The organism is Pseudooceanicola sp., assembly GCF_041987405.1.
In the GTDB taxonomy this organism is placed as follows: domain Bacteria; phylum Pseudomonadota; class Alphaproteobacteria; order Rhodobacterales; family Rhodobacteraceae; genus Pseudooceanicola.
In genome coordinates this window covers 209,479-230,121 of record NZ_JBHIWR010000004.1, presented here as the reverse complement: position 1 = coordinate 230,121, position 20,643 = coordinate 209,479, and the positions used below count along the sequence as shown (strand labels likewise).

General features: G+C 64.9%; 20 protein-coding genes and 1 tRNA gene. 13 read left to right on the top strand and 8 right to left on the bottom strand.

Going from position 1 to position 20,643, the window contains the following annotated elements:
• Positions 1-139: 139 nt before the first annotated feature.
• Positions 140-628, bottom strand: coding sequence for a Hint domain-containing protein (locus tag ACFC2Y_RS12210; RefSeq protein ID WP_375172798.1), 489 nt, complete (start codon positions 626-628; stop codon positions 140-142).
• Positions 629-885: 257 nt separating this feature from the next.
• On the opposite strand from ACFC2Y_RS12210, the gene ACFC2Y_RS12205 reads away from it, so the two are divergent.
• From ACFC2Y_RS12205 to ACFC2Y_RS12185, 5 genes are all read left to right on the top strand, one after another.
• Positions 886-969: transfer RNA gene (locus ACFC2Y_RS12205), tRNA-Leu, on the top strand.
• A gap of 260 nt (positions 970-1,229) precedes the next feature.
• Entirely contained in the window at positions 1,230-2,558 is a 1,329-nt protein-coding gene (tig, locus tag ACFC2Y_RS12200; protein WP_375172799.1) for a trigger factor, read from the top strand.
• A 159-nt stretch (positions 2,559-2,717) separates the two neighbouring features.
• Positions 2,718-3,167 carry a PACE efflux transporter gene (locus ACFC2Y_RS12195; RefSeq protein WP_375172800.1) on the top strand — a complete coding sequence of 150 codons (450 nt, stop codon included), beginning with the start codon at positions 2,718-2,720 and terminating at the stop codon, positions 3,165-3,167.
• Positions 3,168-3,221: 54 nt separating this feature from the next.
• Entirely contained in the window at positions 3,222-3,569 is a 348-nt protein-coding gene (locus tag ACFC2Y_RS12190; RefSeq protein ID WP_375172801.1) for a hypothetical protein, read from the top strand.
• Positions 3,570-3,582: 13 nt separating this feature from the next.
• Entirely contained in the window at positions 3,583-3,996 is a 414-nt protein-coding gene (locus ACFC2Y_RS12185; protein ID WP_375172802.1) for a DUF1330 domain-containing protein, read from the top strand.
• A 75-nt stretch (positions 3,997-4,071) separates the two neighbouring features.
• On the opposite strand, the gene rplI is transcribed toward ACFC2Y_RS12185, so the two are convergent.
• Genes rplI through rpsF form a run of 3 tightly spaced genes read right to left on the bottom strand, consistent with a single transcriptional unit; the run spans position 4,072 to position 5,327 of the window.
• Entirely contained in the window at positions 4,072-4,701 is a 630-nt protein-coding gene (gene rplI, locus ACFC2Y_RS12180) for a 50S ribosomal protein L9 (RefSeq protein ID WP_375172803.1), read from the bottom strand.
• 12 nt (positions 4,702-4,713) lie between these two features.
• Complete coding sequence (gene rpsR, locus ACFC2Y_RS12175; RefSeq protein ID WP_005982441.1) at positions 4,714-4,941, bottom strand: 30S ribosomal protein S18; 228 nt, start codon at positions 4,939-4,941, stop codon at positions 4,714-4,716.
• A gap of 29 nt (positions 4,942-4,970) precedes the next feature.
• Entirely contained in the window at positions 4,971-5,327 is a 357-nt protein-coding gene (rpsF, locus tag ACFC2Y_RS12170) for a 30S ribosomal protein S6 (protein ID WP_375172804.1), read from the bottom strand.
• Positions 5,328-5,628: 301 nt separating this feature from the next.
• On the opposite strand from rpsF, the gene ACFC2Y_RS12165 reads away from it, so the two are divergent.
• The 4 genes from ACFC2Y_RS12165 (at position 5,629) to ACFC2Y_RS12150 (ending at position 8,715) form a co-directional block, all read left to right on the top strand.
• The gene (locus ACFC2Y_RS12165) at positions 5,629-5,892 is read left to right on the top strand and encodes a hypothetical protein (RefSeq protein ID WP_375172805.1); all 264 of its coding nucleotides are present in this window, start codon (positions 5,629-5,631) and stop codon (positions 5,890-5,892) included.
• A gap of 193 nt (positions 5,893-6,085) precedes the next feature.
• The gene (gene fabD / locus ACFC2Y_RS12160) at positions 6,086-7,027 is read left to right on the top strand and encodes an ACP S-malonyltransferase (RefSeq protein WP_375172806.1); all 942 of its coding nucleotides are present in this window, start codon (positions 6,086-6,088) and stop codon (positions 7,025-7,027) included.
• Between the two features lie 87 nt (positions 7,028-7,114).
• Positions 7,115-7,852, top strand: coding sequence for a 3-oxoacyl-[acyl-carrier-protein] reductase (gene fabG, locus ACFC2Y_RS12155; protein ID WP_375172807.1), 738 nt, complete (start codon positions 7,115-7,117; stop codon positions 7,850-7,852).
• Positions 7,852-8,715, top strand: coding sequence for a DMT family transporter (locus ACFC2Y_RS12150; protein WP_375172808.1), 864 nt, complete (start codon positions 7,852-7,854; stop codon positions 8,713-8,715). Before fabG ends, ACFC2Y_RS12150 begins: the two co-directional genes overlap by 1 nt.
• Positions 8,716-8,941: 226 nt before the next feature.
• Here the strand turns inward: ACFC2Y_RS12150 and ACFC2Y_RS12145 are convergent, their stop codons facing one another.
• Both ACFC2Y_RS12145 and ACFC2Y_RS12140 read right to left on the bottom strand, forming a co-directional pair.
• The gene (locus ACFC2Y_RS12145; RefSeq protein WP_375172809.1) at positions 8,942-12,745 is read right to left on the bottom strand and encodes an efflux RND transporter permease subunit; all 3,804 of its coding nucleotides are present in this window, start codon (positions 12,743-12,745) and stop codon (positions 8,942-8,944) included.
• A complete protein-coding gene (locus ACFC2Y_RS12140; protein WP_375172810.1) occupies positions 12,742-14,070 on the bottom strand; it encodes an efflux RND transporter periplasmic adaptor subunit in 1,329 nt (442 codons plus the stop codon). Before ACFC2Y_RS12140 ends, ACFC2Y_RS12145 begins: the two co-directional genes overlap by 4 nt.
• 217 nt (positions 14,071-14,287) lie before the next feature.
• Here ACFC2Y_RS12140 and ACFC2Y_RS12135 point away from each other — a divergent pair, with 217 nt between their 5' ends.
• The 3 genes from ACFC2Y_RS12135 to der all read left to right on the top strand — a co-directional run bounded on the left by ACFC2Y_RS12135 (position 14,288) and on the right by der (position 17,945).
• Positions 14,288-14,962 carry a hypothetical protein gene (locus ACFC2Y_RS12135; RefSeq protein WP_375172811.1) on the top strand — a complete coding sequence of 225 codons (675 nt, stop codon included), beginning with the start codon at positions 14,288-14,290 and terminating at the stop codon, positions 14,960-14,962.
• 40 nt (positions 14,963-15,002) lie between these two features.
• On the top strand, positions 15,003-16,358 hold the full coding sequence (locus ACFC2Y_RS12130) for a PQQ-binding-like beta-propeller repeat protein (protein ID WP_375172812.1): 1,356 nt from the start codon (positions 15,003-15,005) through the stop codon (positions 16,356-16,358).
• Positions 16,359-16,460: 102 nt separating this feature from the next.
• Positions 16,461-17,945, top strand: coding sequence for a ribosome biogenesis GTPase Der (gene der, locus ACFC2Y_RS12125; protein ID WP_375172813.1), 1,485 nt, complete (start codon positions 16,461-16,463; stop codon positions 17,943-17,945).
• A gap of 39 nt (positions 17,946-17,984) precedes the next feature.
• On the opposite strand, the gene ACFC2Y_RS12120 is transcribed toward der, so the two are convergent.
• A complete protein-coding gene (locus ACFC2Y_RS12120) occupies positions 17,985-18,680 on the bottom strand; it encodes a hypothetical protein (protein WP_375172814.1) in 696 nt (231 codons plus the stop codon).
• Positions 18,681-19,021: 341 nt separating this feature from the next.
• Between ACFC2Y_RS12120 and ACFC2Y_RS12115 the strand changes: the two genes are divergently transcribed.
• A complete protein-coding gene (locus tag ACFC2Y_RS12115; protein ID WP_375172815.1) occupies positions 19,022-19,264 on the top strand; it encodes an EF-hand domain-containing protein in 243 nt (80 codons plus the stop codon).
• Between the two features lie 47 nt (positions 19,265-19,311).
• On the opposite strand, the gene serS is transcribed toward ACFC2Y_RS12115, so the two are convergent.
• Positions 19,312-20,601 (bottom strand): serine--tRNA ligase, encoded by a 1,290-nt coding sequence (serS, locus tag ACFC2Y_RS12110; protein ID WP_375172816.1) that lies wholly within the window; start codon positions 20,599-20,601, stop codon positions 19,312-19,314.
• Positions 20,602-20,643: the final 42 nt, after the last annotated feature.

Here is a 20,643-nt window from a genome sequence, read left to right as displayed (position 1 = left end):
GGGTGGTGCGGGGGTACGCGGGGCCCCGGCTCGGGGGCCGGGGCAGGGCAGCGGGAAACTGAAGTGGTAGCGCGGAACGGAAACGGGGTCCGCCTTTCAGCGAACCCCGGTGCAGTCGGTGTGGAAACAGGTGGATGGGTCAGCTTGCCGCGGCGAGCGCCTCGTCGGATTTGGCGGCGACCTCGAGGCCGCCCGCATAGATGATGTGATCGCGGTCGAAGACCATTTCGTAAACGGTCATCACGCCCTTGCCCAGGTCGCGGACGAATTCGCCGTCAACCAGGCGCTCGGCGGAGACGAGGGCGGTTTTCTTGCCGAAGAGGGCTTCGGCGCGCCAGTCACGGATCAGGACTTCCTGACCGGAAGGCACCGTAATGTCAGCTTCGGGTTTGTTGTGGCCAAGGGACCCGCCGGAGATATGGACGAGATCGCAGGCGACCTTGCGGGCGCGGATGCCTTTCAGCACGGCCATGCCGGTGTCGCGGGTGATGACGCGGTCGCCGGCCGTCAGGAATTCAACGGGCATTTCACCATCCAGGGTCATGACCTTGGTGCCAGCAGCGATACCGCAAACCAGGTCCGCCTTGGGCTTGTTGTGCTTGGTGATGGTGACTTCGATGGATTTCATGGGACTGTTCCCTTTCCTGACTGCCTCATTGTTTTTGCATCAGATTAGGGCGAAATTTCGCCTTGTTCCAGAAATCTGTGCGGCAATGAGGCACTTAGCGTCCGGTTTTCGCCACATTTGAAACCCGGTCTTAACGGGTGTTAACGCGGCAAGTGTTTGATCCGACTATCCGGGGAATATCCGAAGAAAGTGTTAAAGGTAGGGCACGAATTTCCCTCTCGCATCGCGCGGGGGCTTTTGCTATCCAGCGCCTCACTGCGGGTGTGGCGGAATTGGTAGACGCACCAGATTTAGGTTCTGGCGCCTTTGGCGTGGGGGTTCGAGTCCCTTCACCCGCACCAAGACACTTTCCTGCGGAAAGTGGCAGAGTTCTGAACAGCAGACCGGGGCGGCAGGTGTTTCGCAGAAACACCGGGAGCCTGCACCCACTCCGCACCCCTCCACCGGGAGCCTGCGTCGCCCAAGCGGCCAAAAACCCGCTTCGCTTAGCTGAAAACCGCCTGATCCGCCTTGCGTCGCGCCATATCAGTGCATAGAAGAGCGCCTGATTTGGCCCCCGCACGACGGGAGGCCCGTGCACGTTATGGAAGGACGAAAACCCATGCAGGTCACCGAGACCCTGAACGAAGGCCTCAAGCGCGGCTACCAGATCACGCTGCCCGCCTCCGAACTGGATGCGAAGGTCAACGAAAAGCTGGCCGAGGCGCAGCCGGAGGTCGAGATGAAGGGCTTCCGCAAGGGCAAGGTGCCCATGGCGCTGCTGAAAAAGCAGTTCGGGCCCCGGATCATGGGCGAAGCGATGCAGGAAGCCATCGACGGCGCGATGAGCGATCACTTTGACGCCACCGGTGACAAGCCCGCGATGCAGCCGCAGGTCGAGATGGTCGACGGCGAAGACTGGAAAGAGGGCGACGATGTTGTCGTCACCATGTCCTACGAGGCGCTGCCCGAAATCCCCGAGGTCGACCTTTCGGGAGTGAAACTGGAACGTCTGGTCGTCAAGGCCGAGGACGAGGCGGTGGACGAGGCGCTGAAGAACCTGGCGGAGAGCGCGCAGAACTTCGACACCAAGAAGGGCAAGGCGGCTGACGGCGATCAGGTCGTCATCGACTTTGTCGGCAAGGTCGACGGCGAGGCTTTTGAAGGCGGGTCGGCCGAGGATTATCCGCTGGTGCTGGGCTCCAACTCCTTCATCCCGGGCTTCGAAGAGCAGCTGATCGGCACCAAGGCCGGTGAGGAGAAGGCCGTCGAGGTCAACTTCCCCGAGGAATACGGTGCGGAGCATCTGGCCGGGAAGGCCGCCGTCTTTGACTGCACCATCAAGGAAGTGAAGAAGCCGGTCCCGGCGGAAATCAACGACGAACTGGCCACCAAATACGGGGCCGAGAACCTGGACGCGCTGAAAGCCCAGGTCGTCGAGCGTCTGGAAGCGGAATACGCCGGTGCGGCCCGGGCCGTGATGAAGCGCAGCCTGCTGGACGAGCTGGACAAGCTGGTTTCTTTCGACCTGCCGCCGAGCCTGCTGGACGCCGAGGCCAAGCAGATCGCGCATCAGCTGTGGCATGAGGACAACCCCGAGGTTCACGATCACAACCACGGTGAGATCGAGACCACCGAGGAGCACATCAAGCTGGCGGAGCGCCGCGTGCGCCTTGGCCTGCTGCTGGCCGAACTGGGTCAGAAGGCCGAGGTCGAGGTCTCCGATGCCGAGATGACCCAGGCGATCATGGAACAGGCCCGTCAGTACCCGGGACAGGAGCGCGCCTTCTTTGAATTCGTGCAACAGAACCAGCAGATGCAGCAGCAGCTGCGCGCGCCGATCTTCGAGGACAAGGTTGTCGATCATGTCATCGCGCAGGCCACGGTGACCGAGAAGGAAGTCTCTAAAGAGGACCTTCAGAAAGCCGTCGAGGCGTTGGAAGACGAATAAACCCCGCAATCGGGTGTCAGGGGCCGTCCTTCGGGGCGGCCTTTTTCGTTTGTGGTCTTGCCAAAGGGACTCAAAGGGCCCATGTGGCGGAGAGAGGACGACCTCCCCCCAATGGGCCAATCGCCGGGACGACCCGGCCGACCAACGGAGGTCATCATCATGCGTTCTTTCCCCGACCGGCTGCGCCACGCCATCAGTTTCGAACTTCTCGCCCTGGCCATTGTCATCCCGCTCGGCGCGCTCTTCTTTGACGTGCCGATGAAACATTTCGGGGTGGTCGGCGTGGTCAGTGCCACGCTCGCGACCCTGTGGAACATGGTCTACAACACGCTCTTCGATCTGGTCCTGCGCCGTCGCACGGGGTCGACCCTCAAATCGCCGCGCGTGCGGCTGCTGCATGCGGCGCTCTTCGAGGTCGGGCTGCTGATGGTCCTGCTGCCTTTCATCGCCTGGTATCTTGGCGTCACGCTCTGGGAGGCCTTCGTGATGGATGTGGCGCTGGCGGCCTTCTATTTCGCCTATGCCTACATCTTCAACTGGGGCTACGACCGGCTGTTCCCCTTGCCGGAATGGTCGACAGAGGGTGGGGCGGGCCCCGCGAAAACCTAGGGGTTTTCTCTGCAAGCCGCGCTGGTTAGCCTGACCCCGATATAGGGGGGCGGCATGGCGCGGGTGATCGTCATCATGGTTCTGATACTGTCCTGCGGCGCGGCGACGGCGGAGGACATGCGGCGGCGTGTGATCCAGGGCGACCGGATCGTCGTCAAGGGCGTCGAAATCCAGCTGCGCGACACCTATTGCCCGCCGCTCTCGACCGAGGAGGGGCGGGAGGCGAAGCGGATCATGGGGATCATGCTATTCGCGCGGAAGCTGGAATGCACCTATCAGGAGGAGCCGGAGGGCTTCGTCGGGGATTGCATCTACGGCCCCCGGGCGGGCAGCCGCCTTGGCCGCTCCATGGCGGAGGAATTGAAACGCCGGAACCTGTGTCAGAAGTTCGGGCGTACCTGAGAGAGGGGGGACCATGCATATCGGGTTCGACAAGGAAAGCTTCGAGGCCTTCAAGGGGATCGCGCGGGAGGGACCGATCCATATGCTCAACCTCGTGCGTCTGCGCGACAAGGCCGAGTATGCGGACGGACGCGAGGCCACCGGGGCGGAGGCCTATGCCGCATATGGACGGGAGAGTGAACCGGTTCTGAAACGGCTCGGCGGGCGGATCGTCTGGCGGGGCCGGATGGAACACATGCTGATCGGGCCGCAGGACGAGGCGTGGGACCTGTGTTTCATCGCCGAATATCCGTCGGGTCAGGCCTTTGTGGAGATGATCTATGACCCGGACTACCGCAAGGCGATGGTCCATCGTCAGGCGGGGTGCATCGACAGCAGGCTGATCCGGATGGCGCCGCAGGATCCGGGCGGGAACTTTGCCGAATAGGCGGGGCTCCGCAGTGGTGCCCAAACAAAAACGCCGCGCTGATGCGCGGCGTTTTCACTGTCCGGTCCGGATGGATCAGGACTGTTCTTCGTCACCCTCGTCCGCGGCGTCTGCGGCCGGTGCGGGCTGATCGTCGTCATCGTCCGATGCGGCAGAGCCGATGTCGTCGAAGAGTTCGGAAATCTCGAATTCCGCGGCGGCTTCTTCCTCGGCGGCGAGTTCCTGGATGGATTTGCCGGAGGCCTGAAGCTCGGCCTCTTCGGGCGAGCGGGCGACGTTCAGGGTGATCTCGATGTCGACCTCGGGGTGCAGGGTCACGTTGACCTTGTGCAGGCCCAGTTCCTTGATCGGCATCGGAATGATGACCTGCTTGCGCTCAACCGTGTAGCCGTTTTCGGCGGCGACGGCGGCGACGTCACGCGGGGTGACGGAGCCATAGAGGTTGCCGCCATCGGAGGCGGAGCGAATCACGACGAAGGTTTCGCCGTCCAGACGCTGACCCAGGGCCTCGGCCTCTTTCTTGGTTTCGAGGTTGCGGGCTTCGAGCTGGGCCTTCTGCTCGTCGAACATCGCGATGTTCTCTTTCGAGGCAGTCAGGGCCTTGCCTTGCAGCAGCAGGTAGTTGCGCGCATAGCCCGGCTTGACGGTGACGACGTCACCCATCTGGCCCAGCTTGGCGACACGTTCGAGAAGAATGACTTCCATGTGCTTGGCTCCTTACTTCACGGCGTAGGGAAGCAGGGCGAGGAAGCGGGCGCGCTTGATGGCGCGGGCCAGTTCACGCTGCTTCTTGGCAGAGACGGCGGTGATGCGCGAGGGCACGATCTTGCCGCGCTCGGAAATGTAGCGCTGCAGCAGACGGGTGTCCTTGTAGTCGATCTTCGGCGCATTGTCGCCGGAGAAGGGGCAGACCTTGCGGCGGCGGAAAAACGGTTTTGCGGCCATGGTTTAGGTTCCTTTCCTCAGGCTCTGGATCAGCGGCGTTCGCGGCGACGGTCGTCGCGCTCTTCGCGCTTCTGCATCTGGATGGACGGACCTTCGGCGTGTTCGTCGACCTTGATGGTCAGCACGCGCATCACGTCATCATGCAGCCGCATCAGGCGCTCCATCTCCTGAACGGCCGATGCGGGTGCGTCGGATTTCAGGAAGGCGTAGTGGCCCTTGCGGTTCTTGTTGATCTTGTAGGCCATCGTCTTGACGCCCCAGTATTCGGATTCGACGACCTTGCCGCCGTTGTCCGAAAGGACGGTGCCAAAATGTTCGACAAGGCCTTCGGCCTGCGCGTTGGAAAGATCCTGGCGCGCAATAAATACATGCTCATACAGCGGCATGTGTGCTCCACTTCTGTCAAGGCGCGTTTCAAAGGAGGGCCATAGCCTTCCGCGGCACCTCCACGAGAGTCCGCGCGGGTCAATCGAAGTGCGGAAGGAAGCGCCCATCTATCCCGGAATGCCCCATGTGACAAGGGCGTGAGGCGGGGAATGGGGCATCTGTCGGCCAAAAAGTGCAAATCCGCCTTTGTGCGGCGGACATTATCCCAAATCACCAAATCACGGTTTTCTGCTTTGTGCACCTCAGGGTTGTTGGTTAACATCTTAACCAAATTTGTGACGGCCGGTAAGAGAGCCGAATATGAGAGACGAGCAGATGTCCCAACCGACGATATGCTGTGACGGCCCCGGTGGCCGGAACTATGTTCCGGTGTACGCTGCGAAGCGTGAAAAACCGTCGCGTTTCAATGATAGGCTCTATGTCGCAATGCTAGGCGGTGCGCTGGCGTTCGTGGTGATCGGCGCGATCGTCTTTCCCAAATTCGCCATGGGCCTCGGCGGTCTGACTGTCGCTCTTGCGGGTTTCTTTTTGATCCGTCGGATTTGGCGGGCGCAAAAGGGTTGACCGCGCGCGCTATCTTCTGGGTTGTGTGCCTCGGGGCGTGGGACATTCCCTGACCTGCAGGACCGGCCGGACGCCTCTACCCCTTGCCAATCCTCGCTCCTGGCGCACCGGTGCGTCATCCCCGCGGTCCGGACGGATTGCCTTGCGGGGCGGCACAGGCTATCCCGGCCCGAGACGCATCAGGGAGTGAGCAATGAGCCGCGCATTCGTGTTTCCGGGGCAGGGCGCCCAGACGATCGGCATGGGCAAGGCCCTGGCCGAGGCCTATCCGGCGGCGAAAGCCGTGTTCGACGAGGTGGACGAGGCGCTAGGCGAAAGCCTGTCGCAGCTGATCTGGGAGGGCGAGCAGGACGCGCTGACCCTGACCCAGAACGCGCAGCCCGCATTGATGGCCACCTCTCTGGCGGCGATGCGTGCGCTGGAGGCGGAGGGGGTGAAGATCACCGATGCCGCCTTTGTCGCCGGGCATTCCCTGGGTGAATATTCCGCATTGGCCGCGGCGGGCGCGCTGAGTGTCGCGGATGCTGCACGTCTGCTGCGTACCCGTGGCCGCGCCATGCAGGAGGCCGTGCCGGTCGGCGTGGGTGCGATGGCGGCGCTTCTGGGGCTGGATTTCGATACCGCCCGCGCGGTGGCCGAGGAGGCCGCACAGGGGGACGTCTGCCAGGCGGCGAACGACAATGATCCGGCACAGGTCGTGGTCTCGGGCCACAAGGCCGCCGTGGAACGCGCGGTCGAGATCGCGAAGGAGAAAGGCGCCAAGCGCGCGGTGCTGCTGCCCGTCTCCGCGCCCTTCCATTGTGCCTTGATGGAGCCCGCGGCGCAGGTGATGGCGGAGGCTCTGGCAAGGGCGGAGCTGAATGCGCCCGCGGTGCCTCTGGTGGCCAATGTGCGCGCCGAGGCGGTGAGCGATGCGGCAACGATCCGGTCGTTGCTGGTGGAGCAGGTGACAGGCTCGGTCCGCTGGCGCGAAAGCGTGGCCTATATGGCCGGTGAGGGCGTGACCGAGATCTGGGAGATCGGCGCGGGCAAGGCCCTGTCGGGCATGGTGCGCCGGATCGACAAGAGCATCTCCTGCACGGCCGTTGGCTCGCCCGAGGATGTGGCCGCGGCAGCGGAAAGCCTCAAGGGCTGAACGGGTTGAGATCGGGGAGGGGGCGCTGCCCCCGCGTCCTGCGGACGCCCCCCGGAGTATTTTTGGCAAGATGAAGGGGACGGGCGGATGTTCGATCTGACGGGAAAGACGGCGCTGGTGACCGGCGCTTCGGGCGGTATCGGCGGGGCGATTGCCAAGGCGCTGCACGGCGCGGGCGCGACCGTGGGGCTTTCGGGCACCCGGGTCGAGCCGCTGGAGGCGCTGGCGGCGGAACTGGGCGAGCGTGCGCATGTGCTGCCCTGCAACCTGGGCGATGCGGCGGCGGTGGATGCCCTGCCCAAACAGGCGATCGAGGTGATGGGCGGCCTGGATATCCTGGTGAACAACGCCGGGATCACCCGCGATCAGCTGTTCATGCGCATGTCGGATGAGGACTGGGCCCAGGTGATCGAGGTGAACCTGACCTCGACCATGCGCCTGTGCCGGGCGGTGATGCGGCCGATGATGAAGGCGAGATGGGGGCGGATCGTCAATATCTCCTCCATCGTCGGGGCGACGGGGAACCCGGGTCAGGTGAACTATGCGGCGTCCAAGGCGGGGATGGTCGGGATGACCAAGAGCATCGCTTATGAGGTCGCCTCGCGCGGGATCACGGCAAACTGTGTCGCGCCCGGGTTCATTGCCACGGCGATGACCGACAAGCTGACGGACGAGCAGAAGGCCAAGATCGACGGGCAGATCCCGGCGGCGCGCATGGGCACGCCCGAGGAGATCGCGGCGGCGGTTCTGTATCTCTCCTCGCCCGAGGCGGGCTATGTCACCGGTGCGACCCTGCATGTGAACGGCGGGATGGCCATGCTCTGATGCGGCCCGAATGGGTTCTGGTCGGGGTCACCTTCCTGTGGGGCGGGACATTCCTGGCGGTGCAGACGGCTCTGACCTGGTCAGGGCCGTTGTTCTTCGTGGGTCTGCGCTTTGCGCTGGCGGCGGGGATCATGCTGCTGCTGGCGGGGCGGCGGCTGTTGCGGATGACGCGGCAGGATGTCTGGGCCGGGATCTGGATCGGGCTGACCATCGCGCTCGGCTACGGCATGCAGACCGTCGGGTTGCAAAGCATCGCCTCGTCGAAGTCCGCTTTCATCACCGCGCTTTACGTGCCGCTGGTGCCGATCCTGCAATGGATCGTGCTGGGGCGACCACCGGGCAAGCTGACCTGGGTCGGCGTAGGGCTGGCGACCCTGGGGCTGATGCTGATCGCGGGGCCGGAGAATGGCGGGATCGGCTTTTCCTTTGGCGAGCTGATCACCATCCTGTCGGTCCTGGCTATCGCGGGGGAGGTGATCCTGATTTCGCGCTTCGCGCGGTCCGTGGATGCGGCGCGGGTGACGGTGGTGCAACTGGCGGCGGCCTCTGTCTTCTGTTTCATGGCCATGGGCGCGCAGGGCGAGTCGGTTCCGGCCTGGGACTGGCGCATCCTGGCCTTTGCGGGCGGGCTGGGTCTGGCGAGCGCCTTGATCCAGCTTGCGATGAACTGGGCGCAGCGGAGCGTCTCGGCCACGCGGTCGACACTGATCTATGCGGGGGAGCCGGTCTGGGCGGCGATCATCGGGCGGATCGCGGGGGAGGTCTTGCCGCTGACAGCACTGATTGGCGGGGCGATGATCGTCATGGGCATGATCCTGGGCGAATGGCCCGCGCGGCGGCGGCCGGGGCGGTTGGTGGATTGAGGGGGGGGTGCCCCGGGCTCGACCGGGGGGCGCGTCCGTTCTGTTTTGCCGTTGAAATCACGTGGCGGGGTCCCGGCGCGGGGGCCGGGACGTGGTGAGTGGCGTGCCCCGGGCTTGACCCGGGGCCGCGTGGACCTTGTTCAGCCAGTCGATATCGCGTGGCGGGGTCCCGGCGCGGGGACCGGGACTTGGCAGGGTCACCGGTCCGGCGCTTGGCCGGGACAGGTCATTCCGCGGCGCGCAGGGCTGCGGGTGATCCGGCGGTGTCGTCTTCCTCGATCGGCCAGATCAGCTCCGGATGGCGGGTGCGGCGGGCGGCGCGGCGCAGGGCCCAGTCCCGGGCGGCGCGCGATCCGCGACCGAAGGACAGCCGCGCGAGGAGCTGTGCGAACCAGTGGACATAGGTCCAGAACCAGACGCGCAGCGCCAGAAGCGAGGGGGTGACGACCAGCGTCAGCACCGTCGCGATACCCAGACCGAAGACGACCGCCGTCGCCAGCTGTTTCCACCAGAGTGCCGTGGGGCTGTTGATGGAATAGCCGCCGCCCCAGAAGTCGAGCGAGAGGGCGAACATCATCGGCGCGAGGCCCGCCATGGTGGTGATCGTGGTCAGCAGCACAGGCCGTATCCGGGCCTCTGCGGTGCGGATGATCGCCTCGATCCGGGGCATGTACTGGCTGTATTCCTGATAGGTGTCGATCAGAACGATATTGTTGTTCACCACGATCCCCGCCAACGCCACGATGCCGGTGCCGGTCATGATGATCGAGAAGGTCTGATCCATCACCAGCATGCCGATCAGCACGCCAGTGGTCGAGAGGACCACGGCCAACAGCACCAGCACGGAGTTGTAGATCGAGTTGAACTGCGCAAGCAGGATGATGAACATCAGGCCGAGCGCCCCGGCAAAGGCCTGGACGAGGAAGGCGGAGCTCTCCTCCTGATCCGCTTGATCGCCGGTCCATTCATAGCTGACACCCGGGGGTAGTACGCCGCTATCGAGCCATTCGGTCAGGGTTTCGATCCGTTCGGTTGGGTTGATGTGTGTCGGCGTCAATTTTGCCGTCTCTTCAGAGAGCGACTTGGCAATCTGATCAAATGACACGTCGCCGCCGTAGTTCGACATGTAAAAGTAGTGCATCCTCGGACCCAGAATTGAGTCCAACCAGGAGAACAGCCAAATTCGGGATTCGTGATATTGCAGGTTGTAGGTGTTCCCTTCCGCGACCTGTTCGCTGGTGAGCTTGTAGCCGTAGCCGAGGTTGATCGCACCGTCTTCATTTGTCTCGCCATCTTCATCCAAGGGCGCGACTTTCCACAAGATGATGCCGTCGTAGACACCAGCCTTGACGTCATAGAACCGTTTCTGGTCCACCCGGTCGATCTTGGCCAGCTTGGCCACCGGCTCGCGGGTGATGAAGTTGGATAGGGGAACAAGACCGTCGGAGGTGCGGACCTTGAGCGTGTCGAGGGTCGACAGCACGCGGTCCTCCTCGGGAAGGCGGACGCGGATCTCGATCTCCTCGTCAGAGCTGTCGACGCGCATGGTGTCTAGAAGCAGGCCACGGGTGACCAGCTGCACCATGGCGCCCACGGTGGCGACATCGGCGCCGTAGCGGCCGGCCTTTTCCACATCAACGTCAATCTGCCAGTCGATGCCGGGCAGGGGGAGCGTGTCCTCGACCAGGCGCAGGCCGTCCGTCTCTTCGAATTTGGTGCGGGCCATGGCGGTGGCCTCGCGCAGCGGGCCCCAGTCGTCGCCCTTGAGGCGCAGGTGCACGGGTTTGGCCGAGGCGGGGCCCATGTTGGGGGCGATGACCTCGATCTTGATGCCGGGGATGTCCTGGATCGAAGTGGTGAGTTCTTCCATGACGACATCGCCGTCCAGCTCGGGCTGGTCCTTGCGGTCCTCCCAGGGGACGATTTCCAGCTGGACCTGGCCGATGGTGTCGAGCGGGGGCTGCGCGCCGCCGGTGTTGGAGTTGAGCCCGCCGTCACCCGCAAAGGCAAAGGCGTTCAGCACACCTGGGTGTTGCAGCACGATCTCCTCGACCTGGGCGACGAGGTCGTCCTTCTGTTCGAGGCTGAGGTTGCCGCGGGCACGGACATAGACGATGGCCTGCTCCGGTTCGGTTTCGACGAAGAATTCGGTGCCGTTGTTGTTCTCGGCAAAGATCTGGAAGACGGTGAGGACAAAGACGACAACGGCGGCGATGACAACCAGCGGCATGACCGGGTTGCCCGCGAGCGCCTTGATGAACCAACCGAAGGGGGTTCGGTTGTGGCCGCCCTTGATACGCGGGCGGCGCCAGGTGACCTTGGCGGCCCCGATGGTGATCGAGGCGGCAACAGCGCCCAGGCAGAAGATGAGCGCCCCCGGGATCAGCGAGACGACACCGGAGCCGATCGGTGCGCCGGTCAGGTAGGATGGGTTGATCGTCTGCATGGCGCCGATGAAGATCGAATAAAGCGCAACGGGCACCAGCGCGGCGCGCAGCAGCCAGGGGGTGCGCCGGCGCAGCCCGTCGGACATCTGGTTGAGCGCGCGGGAGAAGCGGCCCGTCACACCGCCCATGACCGGCAGGTAGATCAGCGCCACGATCAGCGAGGCGGAGAGGACGAAGATCAGGGTGACGGGCAGCATCCCCATGAATTCGCCGGGCACACCGGGCCAGAAGAGCATGGGCAGGAAGGCGCAGAGCGTCGTCGCAGTGGAAGAGACGACGGGCCAGAACATGCGCTGTGCCGCCTCGACATAGGCGTGCATCGGGCCGGAGCCTTCGGAGATGCGCTTGTCGGCATATTCCACGATGACGATGGCCCCGTCGACCAGCATGCCGACCGCGAGGATCAGGCCGAACATCACGATGTTCGAGATCGAGACGCCCATGAGGCCGAGCAGCACGAAGCAGAGCAGGAAGGAGGTCGGGATCGCAAAGCCGACCAGCAGCGCCGGGCGGGGGCCAAGCGCGGCGAGCACGACGATCATCACCAGGGCGATGGCGGTCAGGACCGAGCCTTCGAGCTGCGAGACCATGGAGCCGACCACGCGGCTCTGGTCGTTCGAGGTGCCGACATTGACGGCGGCCTTGAGTTCCGGCGGCCAGGCCTTCTGCGCCTCTTCCACCACGGCCTTCACCTGGTCGGCGGTGTCGATGATGTTGAAGCCCTTGCGTTTCACAACCTGCAGAGCGGTGGTCTTTTCGCCGTTGAACCGCGCCGTGCCGGTCCGATCCACGAAGGTCAGGCGAATGTCGGCGAGATCGCCAAGTGTGACGATCCGGTCACCGTTGCGTTTGACCGGGAGGGAGTAGATGTCGCGCGGCTCGTCGAAGGAGCCGGGGATCTTGACCGAAAAGGCACCGGTGGCGGTTTCGATCTCGCCGGCTGCGATCAGCTGGTTGTTGTTGACCACGACGTTGATCAGTTCTGCGGCGGTGACGTTGTAGCTTTCCAGGCGCAGCGGGTCGATCACCACCTCGACCATTTCGTCGCGATTGCCCGCGATCCCGGCCTCCAGAACCGAATCTATCCCTTCAACTTCTTCCTGCAGGTCCTTGATGACCCGCGCCATTGTCCGCTCCGGCACATCGCCGGTCAGGTTGACGATGATGATCGGAAACTCGGAGAAGTTGATCTCCGTGATGGTGTATTTCTCCGCCCCCTCGGGGAACTGGCTTTCGGCGGTCGACATGGCGTCGCGGACATCGGCCATGACCTTGGTCTTGTCCCAGCCGAACTCGAACTCCAGCGCCACACCGGCATAGCCTTCGGCGGCGGTGCCGGTCATCTTCTTCAGCCCGTCGAGGTCGGAAAGCTCCGTCTCCATCGGTTTGACCAGCAGGGTTTCGCTGTCCACGGCGGAGATGCCGGGGAACTGGAGCGAGACGAAGAGCGCCGGGATTTCGATGTCCGGCTCACCTTCCTTGGGCAGTGTCGCATAGGCCAGTCCGCCCGCCACCAGCGACAGGACGATGAAGGCCATAACCATCCGGGCGCGGGAGGCGGCCCAGTCGACCATTCCGATCATTGTTCGGCCTCCTGCAGGGTGGGCACCACGGGAACGCCGTCGATCACATAGTCCTGGCCGATGACAATCACCTGGGCCTGTTCCGGCAGGCCCGTCAGCCAGACACCTTCGGCGGTGTCACGCAGGATGGTGACGGGCGAGAACCCGGCATCATTGTTTTCGCTGACGGTGCGGACGCCGAGGGTGCCGTCATCATTCAGTGTCAGGGCAGACTGGGGCAGCAGGTGCGCCTTGGCCCCGGCGGCGGCGATCAATATTTCGGCGGTCTGGCCGTCGCGGATGGCCAGATCGGGGTTGGGCACCTCGATCTCCACGCGGAAGGTGCGGGTCTGCGGATCGGCGGAGCGCGAGAGAAAGGTCACGGTTCCGGAGACCTCCGCGTCGGAGGCGGTCAGACGCGCGCCGGCGCGCGCGCCGGTTTCCACGCGGGAAATCTCGGTTTCGGGGATGAAGCCGACCAGCTTGATCGGATCAAGCTGGATGATCGTGGCGCAGGTCCCCCCGGTCTGCAGCAGCGAGCCGAGTTCGGCCGTGTCATGTTCCAGCAGCCCGGCGAAGGGGGCGTGAATCTCGGTCCGGTCGATTTCGCGGGTGGCGGAGGCGACGGCGGCCTCGGCCGACCGGATGGCGGCCTGGGCGGTGGCCAGCCCGCTTTCCGCCTGGGCCAGCGCGGCCTCGGCCGAGCGAGTGGAGGCCTCGGAGGAGGCGAGGCGCGTGTCGGAGGCAAAGCCGCTTTGTTTCAGCTTGTCTGAGGCGTTCAGGTTGATCTGCGCCTCGGCCAGCCGGGCCTTGGCCTCTTCGACGCGGGCCTCGGCAGAGGGGACGGAGGCTTTGGCCTCGGCCAGGCGCGCCTCGGCCTCGGCCAGCGAATCCTCGCGCGTGCCGGGATCGATCTGGCACAGCAGATCGCCTTCCTGCACCTCGGCACCCTTGCGGATCGGGGTGGAGACGACGGTGCCGGTGGTTTCGGCGCGCAGTTCCACGCTGCGGGCGGCTTCGGTCTGGCCCCGCAGGACCACCGCGCTGTCGACCTCGCGGGCTTCGGACATGCGCGTGACAACACGGACGGCGGAGGGGGCGGGCGCTGTGTCTGCGGAGGTGGTGTTTTCAGGCGCGGGGGCCTCGGTCGCGACGGCGTCGCTGCGCGCCTCGCTGTCGACGGCGGCGGTCCGGATGGTTTCGGGCTCTGCCTCGCCACGGGCGATGGCGAGGCTTTGCTCCAGACCCTCGCCCCGGGCGAAGGCCGTGATCGCGTCGCGCTGGATGATCATGCCGTATAGAAAGGCGGTCACGAGGATCGCGGTCAGAATGGGAATTAAACGCATGGAACCCGGGTCCCCGTCACTATCATATATCTAGTTGCCCCGACGTAGAGAGCCCTGTGGGAAATACAAGGGCATCGGGCGGTATTTCTGAACTGTATAGTTTAGATTTAACTTTCTGCAATGCCGCATTGCCTCGAAAGGCTTGTCTTCTGCGGGTGCTCTTGGCAGGCCTCGGGTGACAGGGTAAGAGGGGCGGACCAAGACCGGGGAGTATGCGGTGAGCCAGGCGGATTCATTCATTGACGAAGTGACCGAAGAGGTCCGACGCGACAAGCTGTTTGCGAATTTCCGCAAATACGGCTGGATCGCCGCGATCGCGGTGGTTCTGATCGTCGGCGGCGCGGCCTACTACGAATACAGCCGCGCACAGCAGGAAGCCCAGGCCCAGGCCTTTGGCGATGCCATCCTGTCGGCTTTGGAACAAAACGATACGGATCAGCGGGTTGCGGCATTGGAGGCCATCACGGCGGAAAATGCAGGCGGCCGCGCCGTTCTGGGGCTGACCGAAGCGGCAGAGCTGGCACAGATCGGCGATACCGACGCTGCGGTCGCGATCCTTGAGGGGATCGCGGCGGATCAGGAACTTCCGGTCGTCTACCGTTCTCTGGCCAAGTTCCGCTCCCTCGCGCTTCAGTCCGGCACCCTGTCGGCCGAGGAGCGTCGCGCGGGTTACGAGGATCTGGCCGGGGCCGGGTCGCCCATCCGCCTGCTGGCGATGGAGCAGATCGCCATGACCTATGTCGAGGAAGGCCAGGAGGCCGAGGCGCTGGCGCGACTGGAGGAGATGCAGGAGGAGGCCGGTCTGACGCCGGACTTGCTTCGTCGGATTTCTCAGTTGATTGTGGTGCTTGGGGGCACGCCCGGCGGGGCGTCTGCCGCCCAGGACGGCTGAGGCGCCGTCAGGACGACCAGAAAGAGGCGGGAACGCGGGTATGATTTTGAACGCGAAGGCAACGGGGCAGGTGGCCCTTGACCGGACAGTCCGTCTTGCGGTGGCCTGCGGGCTGCTTGCATTGGCAGGCTGCGCCGAGCCGGAAACCTTCCTGCCGGGCAAGCGGGAAAGCCTGGATGCGGTGCTGACCGATGCCCCGGCCGCCGATGCGGAGCTGGTGAACCGGAGCGAGCCTGTCGCGCTGCCCGCCGTGCGGGCGAACTCCGACTGGCCGCAGCGCCCGGGTTCGCCCGCGACACGCGTGGACAACGCAGCGCTTGGCGCCAACCTGGCGCTGGCCTGGTCGGTGAACATCGGCGATGGCGATGGCCGCAAGGCGCGCATCGCCGGGGATCCGGTGGTGGCCGACGGCCGTATCTTCGCCCTGGACAGCGGTGCACGGGTCACGGCGGTGACGACGGGCGGCGCCACGGCCTGGGTTCAGGACCTCACCCCGCCCCGGGATCAGCGCGGTCAGGCGTCGGGCGGCGGGCTGGCCTATGGCGGCGGCAAGCTCTTTGTTTCCACCGGCTACGGCATTCTCTCGGCCCTCGATCCGGCGACCGGCGCGATCCTGTGGGAGCAGGACCTCGATTCCTCGGGAACCGGCACGCCGACGGTGGCGGGCGACCTGGTCTATGTGATCTCCGGCGATGCGACGGCCTGGGCAATTGATGTGAACAACGGCCGCGTGCGCTGGCAGATGACGGCCACGCCGGATCGCAACACCCTGCTTGGCGGACCGGCCCCGGCGATTTCCGAGGATCTGGTGATCTTCGGCCATTCCTCGGGCGAAGTGCAGGCGGTCAACCGGAGCGGCGGATTGCAGACCTGGGGCGCATTGGTGGCGGGGCGTCGGCCCGGCTTTGCGAAATCGGTGGTCGGCGATATCTCCGGCGATCCGGTGGTGTCGGGCGGTCAGGTCTATGTCGGTGTGCAGTCGGGAACGACCGTGGCGCTGGATGCCGCGACGGGCGAACAGCTGTGGTCCGTGAAAGAAGGCGCGATGTCGCCGGTCTGGGCTGTGGGCAATGACGTCTTCATGGTTTCGGATCTGAACCAGATCATCCGCGTCTCGGCCCAGACGGGCGAACGGATCTGGGCGCATGACCTGCCGCTTTTCGTCAAGGATCGTCCGCGCCGCCAGCGCGAGGTCTTCGCCCAGTACGGTCCGGTGGTTGCGGGCAACCGTCTGATCGTGGCCGGCGGGGACGGACTTCTGCGCTCCTTCGATCCGGCTTCGGGCGATTTGGTCAGCCAGGTGGCCTTGCAGGGCGGGGCGGCGTCGAACCCGGTGATCGCGGGACGCACGCTTTATGTTCTGTCGGCGCGCGGGCAATTGCTGGCTTTCCGTTGATCCTGGAATAGGGTATCGGGGCGCTTTACCCCCTCCCTGACCCTTGCCTGACCGGGCGGGGGATCGTGTTTCGCAGGGCGGGACTCCTGATCGAGGTCACTGATGTCCTTTACGCTCGCCATTGTCGGACGTCCCAATGTGGGCAAATCGACGCTGTTCAACCGTCTGGTCGGCAAGAAGCTGGCGCTGGTGGACAACCAGCCCGGCGTCACCCGTGACCTGCGGGAGGGCGACGCGCGTCTGGGCCATCTGCGGTTCACCGTCATCGACACCGCCGGGTTGGAAGAGGCCACGGATGAAAGCCTGCAGGGCCGCATGCGCAAGCTGACGGAGCGGGCGGTGGACATGGCCGATGTCTGCCTCTTCGTCATCGACGCGCGGACGGGGGTGACCCCGGCGGATCATGTCTTTGCCGATATCCTGCGCAAACGCTCCGCCCATGTGATCCTGGCCGCCAACAAGGCCGAGGGGCGCGCAGGCGAAGCGGGGCTCTTCGAGGCCTATGAGCTGGGCCTGGGCGAGCCGCTGCGCCTGTCCGCCGAACATGGCGAGGGGATGGGCGAACTGGCCGAGGTGCTGGGCCCGATCGCAAAGGAGTTTGCCGAAAGGGACCGGGCGGCCGCCGCGCGGTTGGAGGCAGAGGGCCTGACGCCGGAGACCGATACCGACGTGGATGAGGAACCGGAGGAGGACGAAAGCTGGCGCCCCTCCGACGCGCGCCCGCTGCAGGTGGCTGTCGTGGGGCGGCCCAATGCGGGCAAGTCGACGCTGATCAACCGGATCCTGGGCGAGGAACGACTGCTGACCGGGCCGGAGGCCGGGATCACGCGGGATTCGATCTCGCTGCGGCTGGACTGGGACGGGGTGCCGGTGCGGCTCTTCGATACGGCGGGGATGCGCAAACGGGCCAAGGTGCAGGACAAGCTGGAAAAGCTCTCGGTCTCGGACGGGCTGCGGGCGGTGAAATTTGCCGAGGTGGTCGTGGTGCTTCTGGATGCCGCCATCCCCTTCGAACAGCAGGACCTGCGGATCGCCGACCTAGCCGAACGCGAGGGGCGCGCGGTGGTCGTGGCGGTTAACAAGTGGGATCTGGAAGACGACAAGCAGGGCAAGTTGCGTGATCTGAAAGAAGCCTTCGAACGTCTTCTGCCGCAGCTCAAGGGCGCGCCTCTGGTCACCGTCTCGGCCCGGACGGGGCGCGGGCTGGACCGGTTGCAGGCGGCGATCCTGCGCGCGCATGAGGTCTGGAACAGTCGGATTTCCACCGCGAAACTGAACCGCTGGCTGACAGGCATGCTGGAACAACACCCGCCGCCCGCGCCCGGCGGCAAGCGGATCAAGCTGCGTTACATGACGCAGGCCAAGACCCGGCCGCCGGCCTTCGTGGTGATGTGTTCGCACCCCGAGGCGCTGCCGGACAGCTATTCGCGCTACCTCGTCAACGGGTTGCGCGGCGATTTCGAGATGCCGGGCACGCCGATCCGCCTCTATATGCGGTCGCAGGCGGACCGGAACCCCTACAAGGGACGGAAGAAATCCACGCCGTCGCGGTTGCGCAAGCATCTGGGCAAGGGGGAGCGCGGCTGACAGGCGCCTCCGGCGGGAGTATTTCCGGAAAGATGAAGGTCAGAGGTTGCGCGCGACCGGCACGGCCAGCAAAACGATCCCGATGAGCGGCAGGACGATCATCAGCGGCGTCCCGGTACTGATGTTCGACGCCAGGATCCCGATCAGCGCCCAGATCACCGCCGCCGCATAGGCCGGTGAGGGCAGGCGGCGCAGCACCAGCGATGCCAGCGCGAGGGCCAGCAGCAGGAAGGCCGCGTGAATCGTCAGGACCGGTGTGGCGCCGTAGCCCGTGACCAGAACGCCCGTGGCCACGCAGGAGGCCGCCGTGAGCCACCCCGCATAGAGGCCGACCGGCACGCGCAGCCACCAGACATCCTGCATCGGTGTGCGCAACAGGGCCAGCACCGCGCCGCCCCACATGATCCAGATGAGCACCATCGCCCAGAAGGCAGAGATATTGGCCACCGGGATCCAGGCGACCCCGATGGTCAGCGAGACAAGGAGGGGCCAGCGTGTCTGGTCCCAGGCGGGGTCCACATCGCGTTTCAGCAGCCCGAACCCGGCCGAGACGATGAGCCAGAGGTAGATCAGCCCCCAGATCGAAAAGGCCCAGCCCGCGGGCTGGATCGGCGGATCGGTCTGCGGCACCGGAAACTGGTTCGGGTCAAAGCCGTTGAAGCCCATGGTCATATAGGGGGAGAGCGCAAAGCCGAGCGCGGCGACGAGAATGAGGATGGCCTTCATGCGTGTCATGTTCTTCTAACGTCCGACGGCGCGGTTCGGTTCATTTTTCGCAGGCGGGGGATTGCCGGTTTTGGCGTTCAGCGACTCGGGCCGTTTGGTCGGGCGGTCCGGCGCGCATGCGCTGGCGGAGGCCCGCCAGAAAGCGCAATGGGGCGCGAATTTGCGGCGAGGGTGCCAAGCGCCTTTCTGCCGGAGGCCTCAGGTTTTGAGCGCCCTTCCGCGCAGGGCGGTCATCGGGATTTTCGGACGTATTTCAGTATCTTGAAAGTCCACTGGAGGAGGCGCAGCTATTCGGAGGCGGCAGGTGGTGCCGCCATATGAGCCTTCATATGTAACCAATGGAGACAGAAATGACCAAGACACTGACAGCTACGATCGCCCTGCTCGGCCTGGCCGCGACCCCGCTTCTTGCCGAAGTGATGGTTGAGGACACCGACGGGAACGGAAGCTACTCGATGGAAGAACTGGCCGTGGCCTATCCCGATCTGACCGAAGCCCTCTTCCTGGAGATCGACGCCGATGCCAGCGGCGAGGTCACCAAGGAAGAGCTGACCGCCGCCGTCGACGCAGGTGTCATCGCGCAGGACAGCTGACGCGCGATCTGGGCCGCGCTCCGGGGAACCGGGGCGCGGCCTTTCCCTCAGATGAGGGTGCCTTCGGCGGTGAGGGTGGACTTGCCTCCCAGCCAGGGATGCAGCGCCTCGGGCAGCAGGACAGAGCCGTCCTCCTGCTGGCCGTTTTCCAGCACCGCGATCAGGCCGCGCCCCACGGCCAGACCCGAACCGTTGAGCGTGTGCACATACTCCGGCTTGCCGCCGCCTGGACGATAGCGCGCATTCATGCGCCGCGCCTGGTAATCCCCGCAGACGGAGCAGGACGAAATCTCGCGATAGGCGTTCTGACCGGGCAGCCAGACCTCGATGTCATGGGTGCGGCGGGCGCCGGCGCCCATGTCGCCGGTGCAGAGCACGACGGTGCGGAAGGGGATGCCCAGTTTGCGCAGGATGTTCTCGGCACAATCGGTCATGCGGTCCAATTCGGCGCGGCTGTCTTCGGGTTTGGTGATCGAGACCATCTCGACCTTTTCGAACTGGTGCTGGCGCAGCATGCCGGATGTGTCGCGCCCCGCGCTGCCGGCCTCGGAGCGGAAGCACTGGGTATGGGCGACGTAGCGGCGGGGCAGGTAGCTCTCGCCGATGATCACATCGTTGACGATATTTGTCAGCGTCACCTCGGCCGTCGGAACCAGCCACCAACCCTCGCGGGTTTGATAGCTGTCTTCACCGAACTTGGGCAGCTGGCCGGTGCCGACCATCATTTCTTCCTTCACCAGCACGGGGGTCCAGGTTTCGGTCAGGCCGTGTTCGGTGGTGTGGGTGTCCAGCATGAACTGGGCCAGCGCGCGGTGAATCCGGGCGACGCCGCCGGACATCACCACAAAGCGCGAGCCCGAGAGTTTCGCGGCCGTCTCGAAATCCATGCCCTCCTGGACGCCCTTGATCTCGAAGTGTTCGACGGGCTTGAAGGTGAAATCGCGCGGGGTGCCCTCGCGGCGGATCTCGACATTGTCGTCCTCGTCCGTGCCGTCGGGCGTGTCGTCGTAGGGCAGGTTGGGGATGCCGAGCAGCAGGTCGGTCAGTTGCTGATCCAATTCCTTCGCCTCCGCCTGCATCTTCGACACTTCGTCCTTCTTGGCCGCGACCAGCGCGCGCAGGCGTTCGAATTCGGCCTCGTCGCCGCTGGCCTTGGCCTTGCCGATCTCCTTCGAGGATGCGTTCTGCTCCGCCTGGGCGGTTTCCGCGGCATGGATGCAGGCGCGGCGCTTTTCGTCGAGTGCGAGGATCTCGGAAGACACCGGGGACACGCCCCGACGGGCCAAGGCGGCGTCGAAGGCGGCGGGGGTCTCGCGGATGGCGCGGATGTCGTGCATGTCTGTCGTCCCGGAATCGGTATGGATGATGAAGGTGCTTAT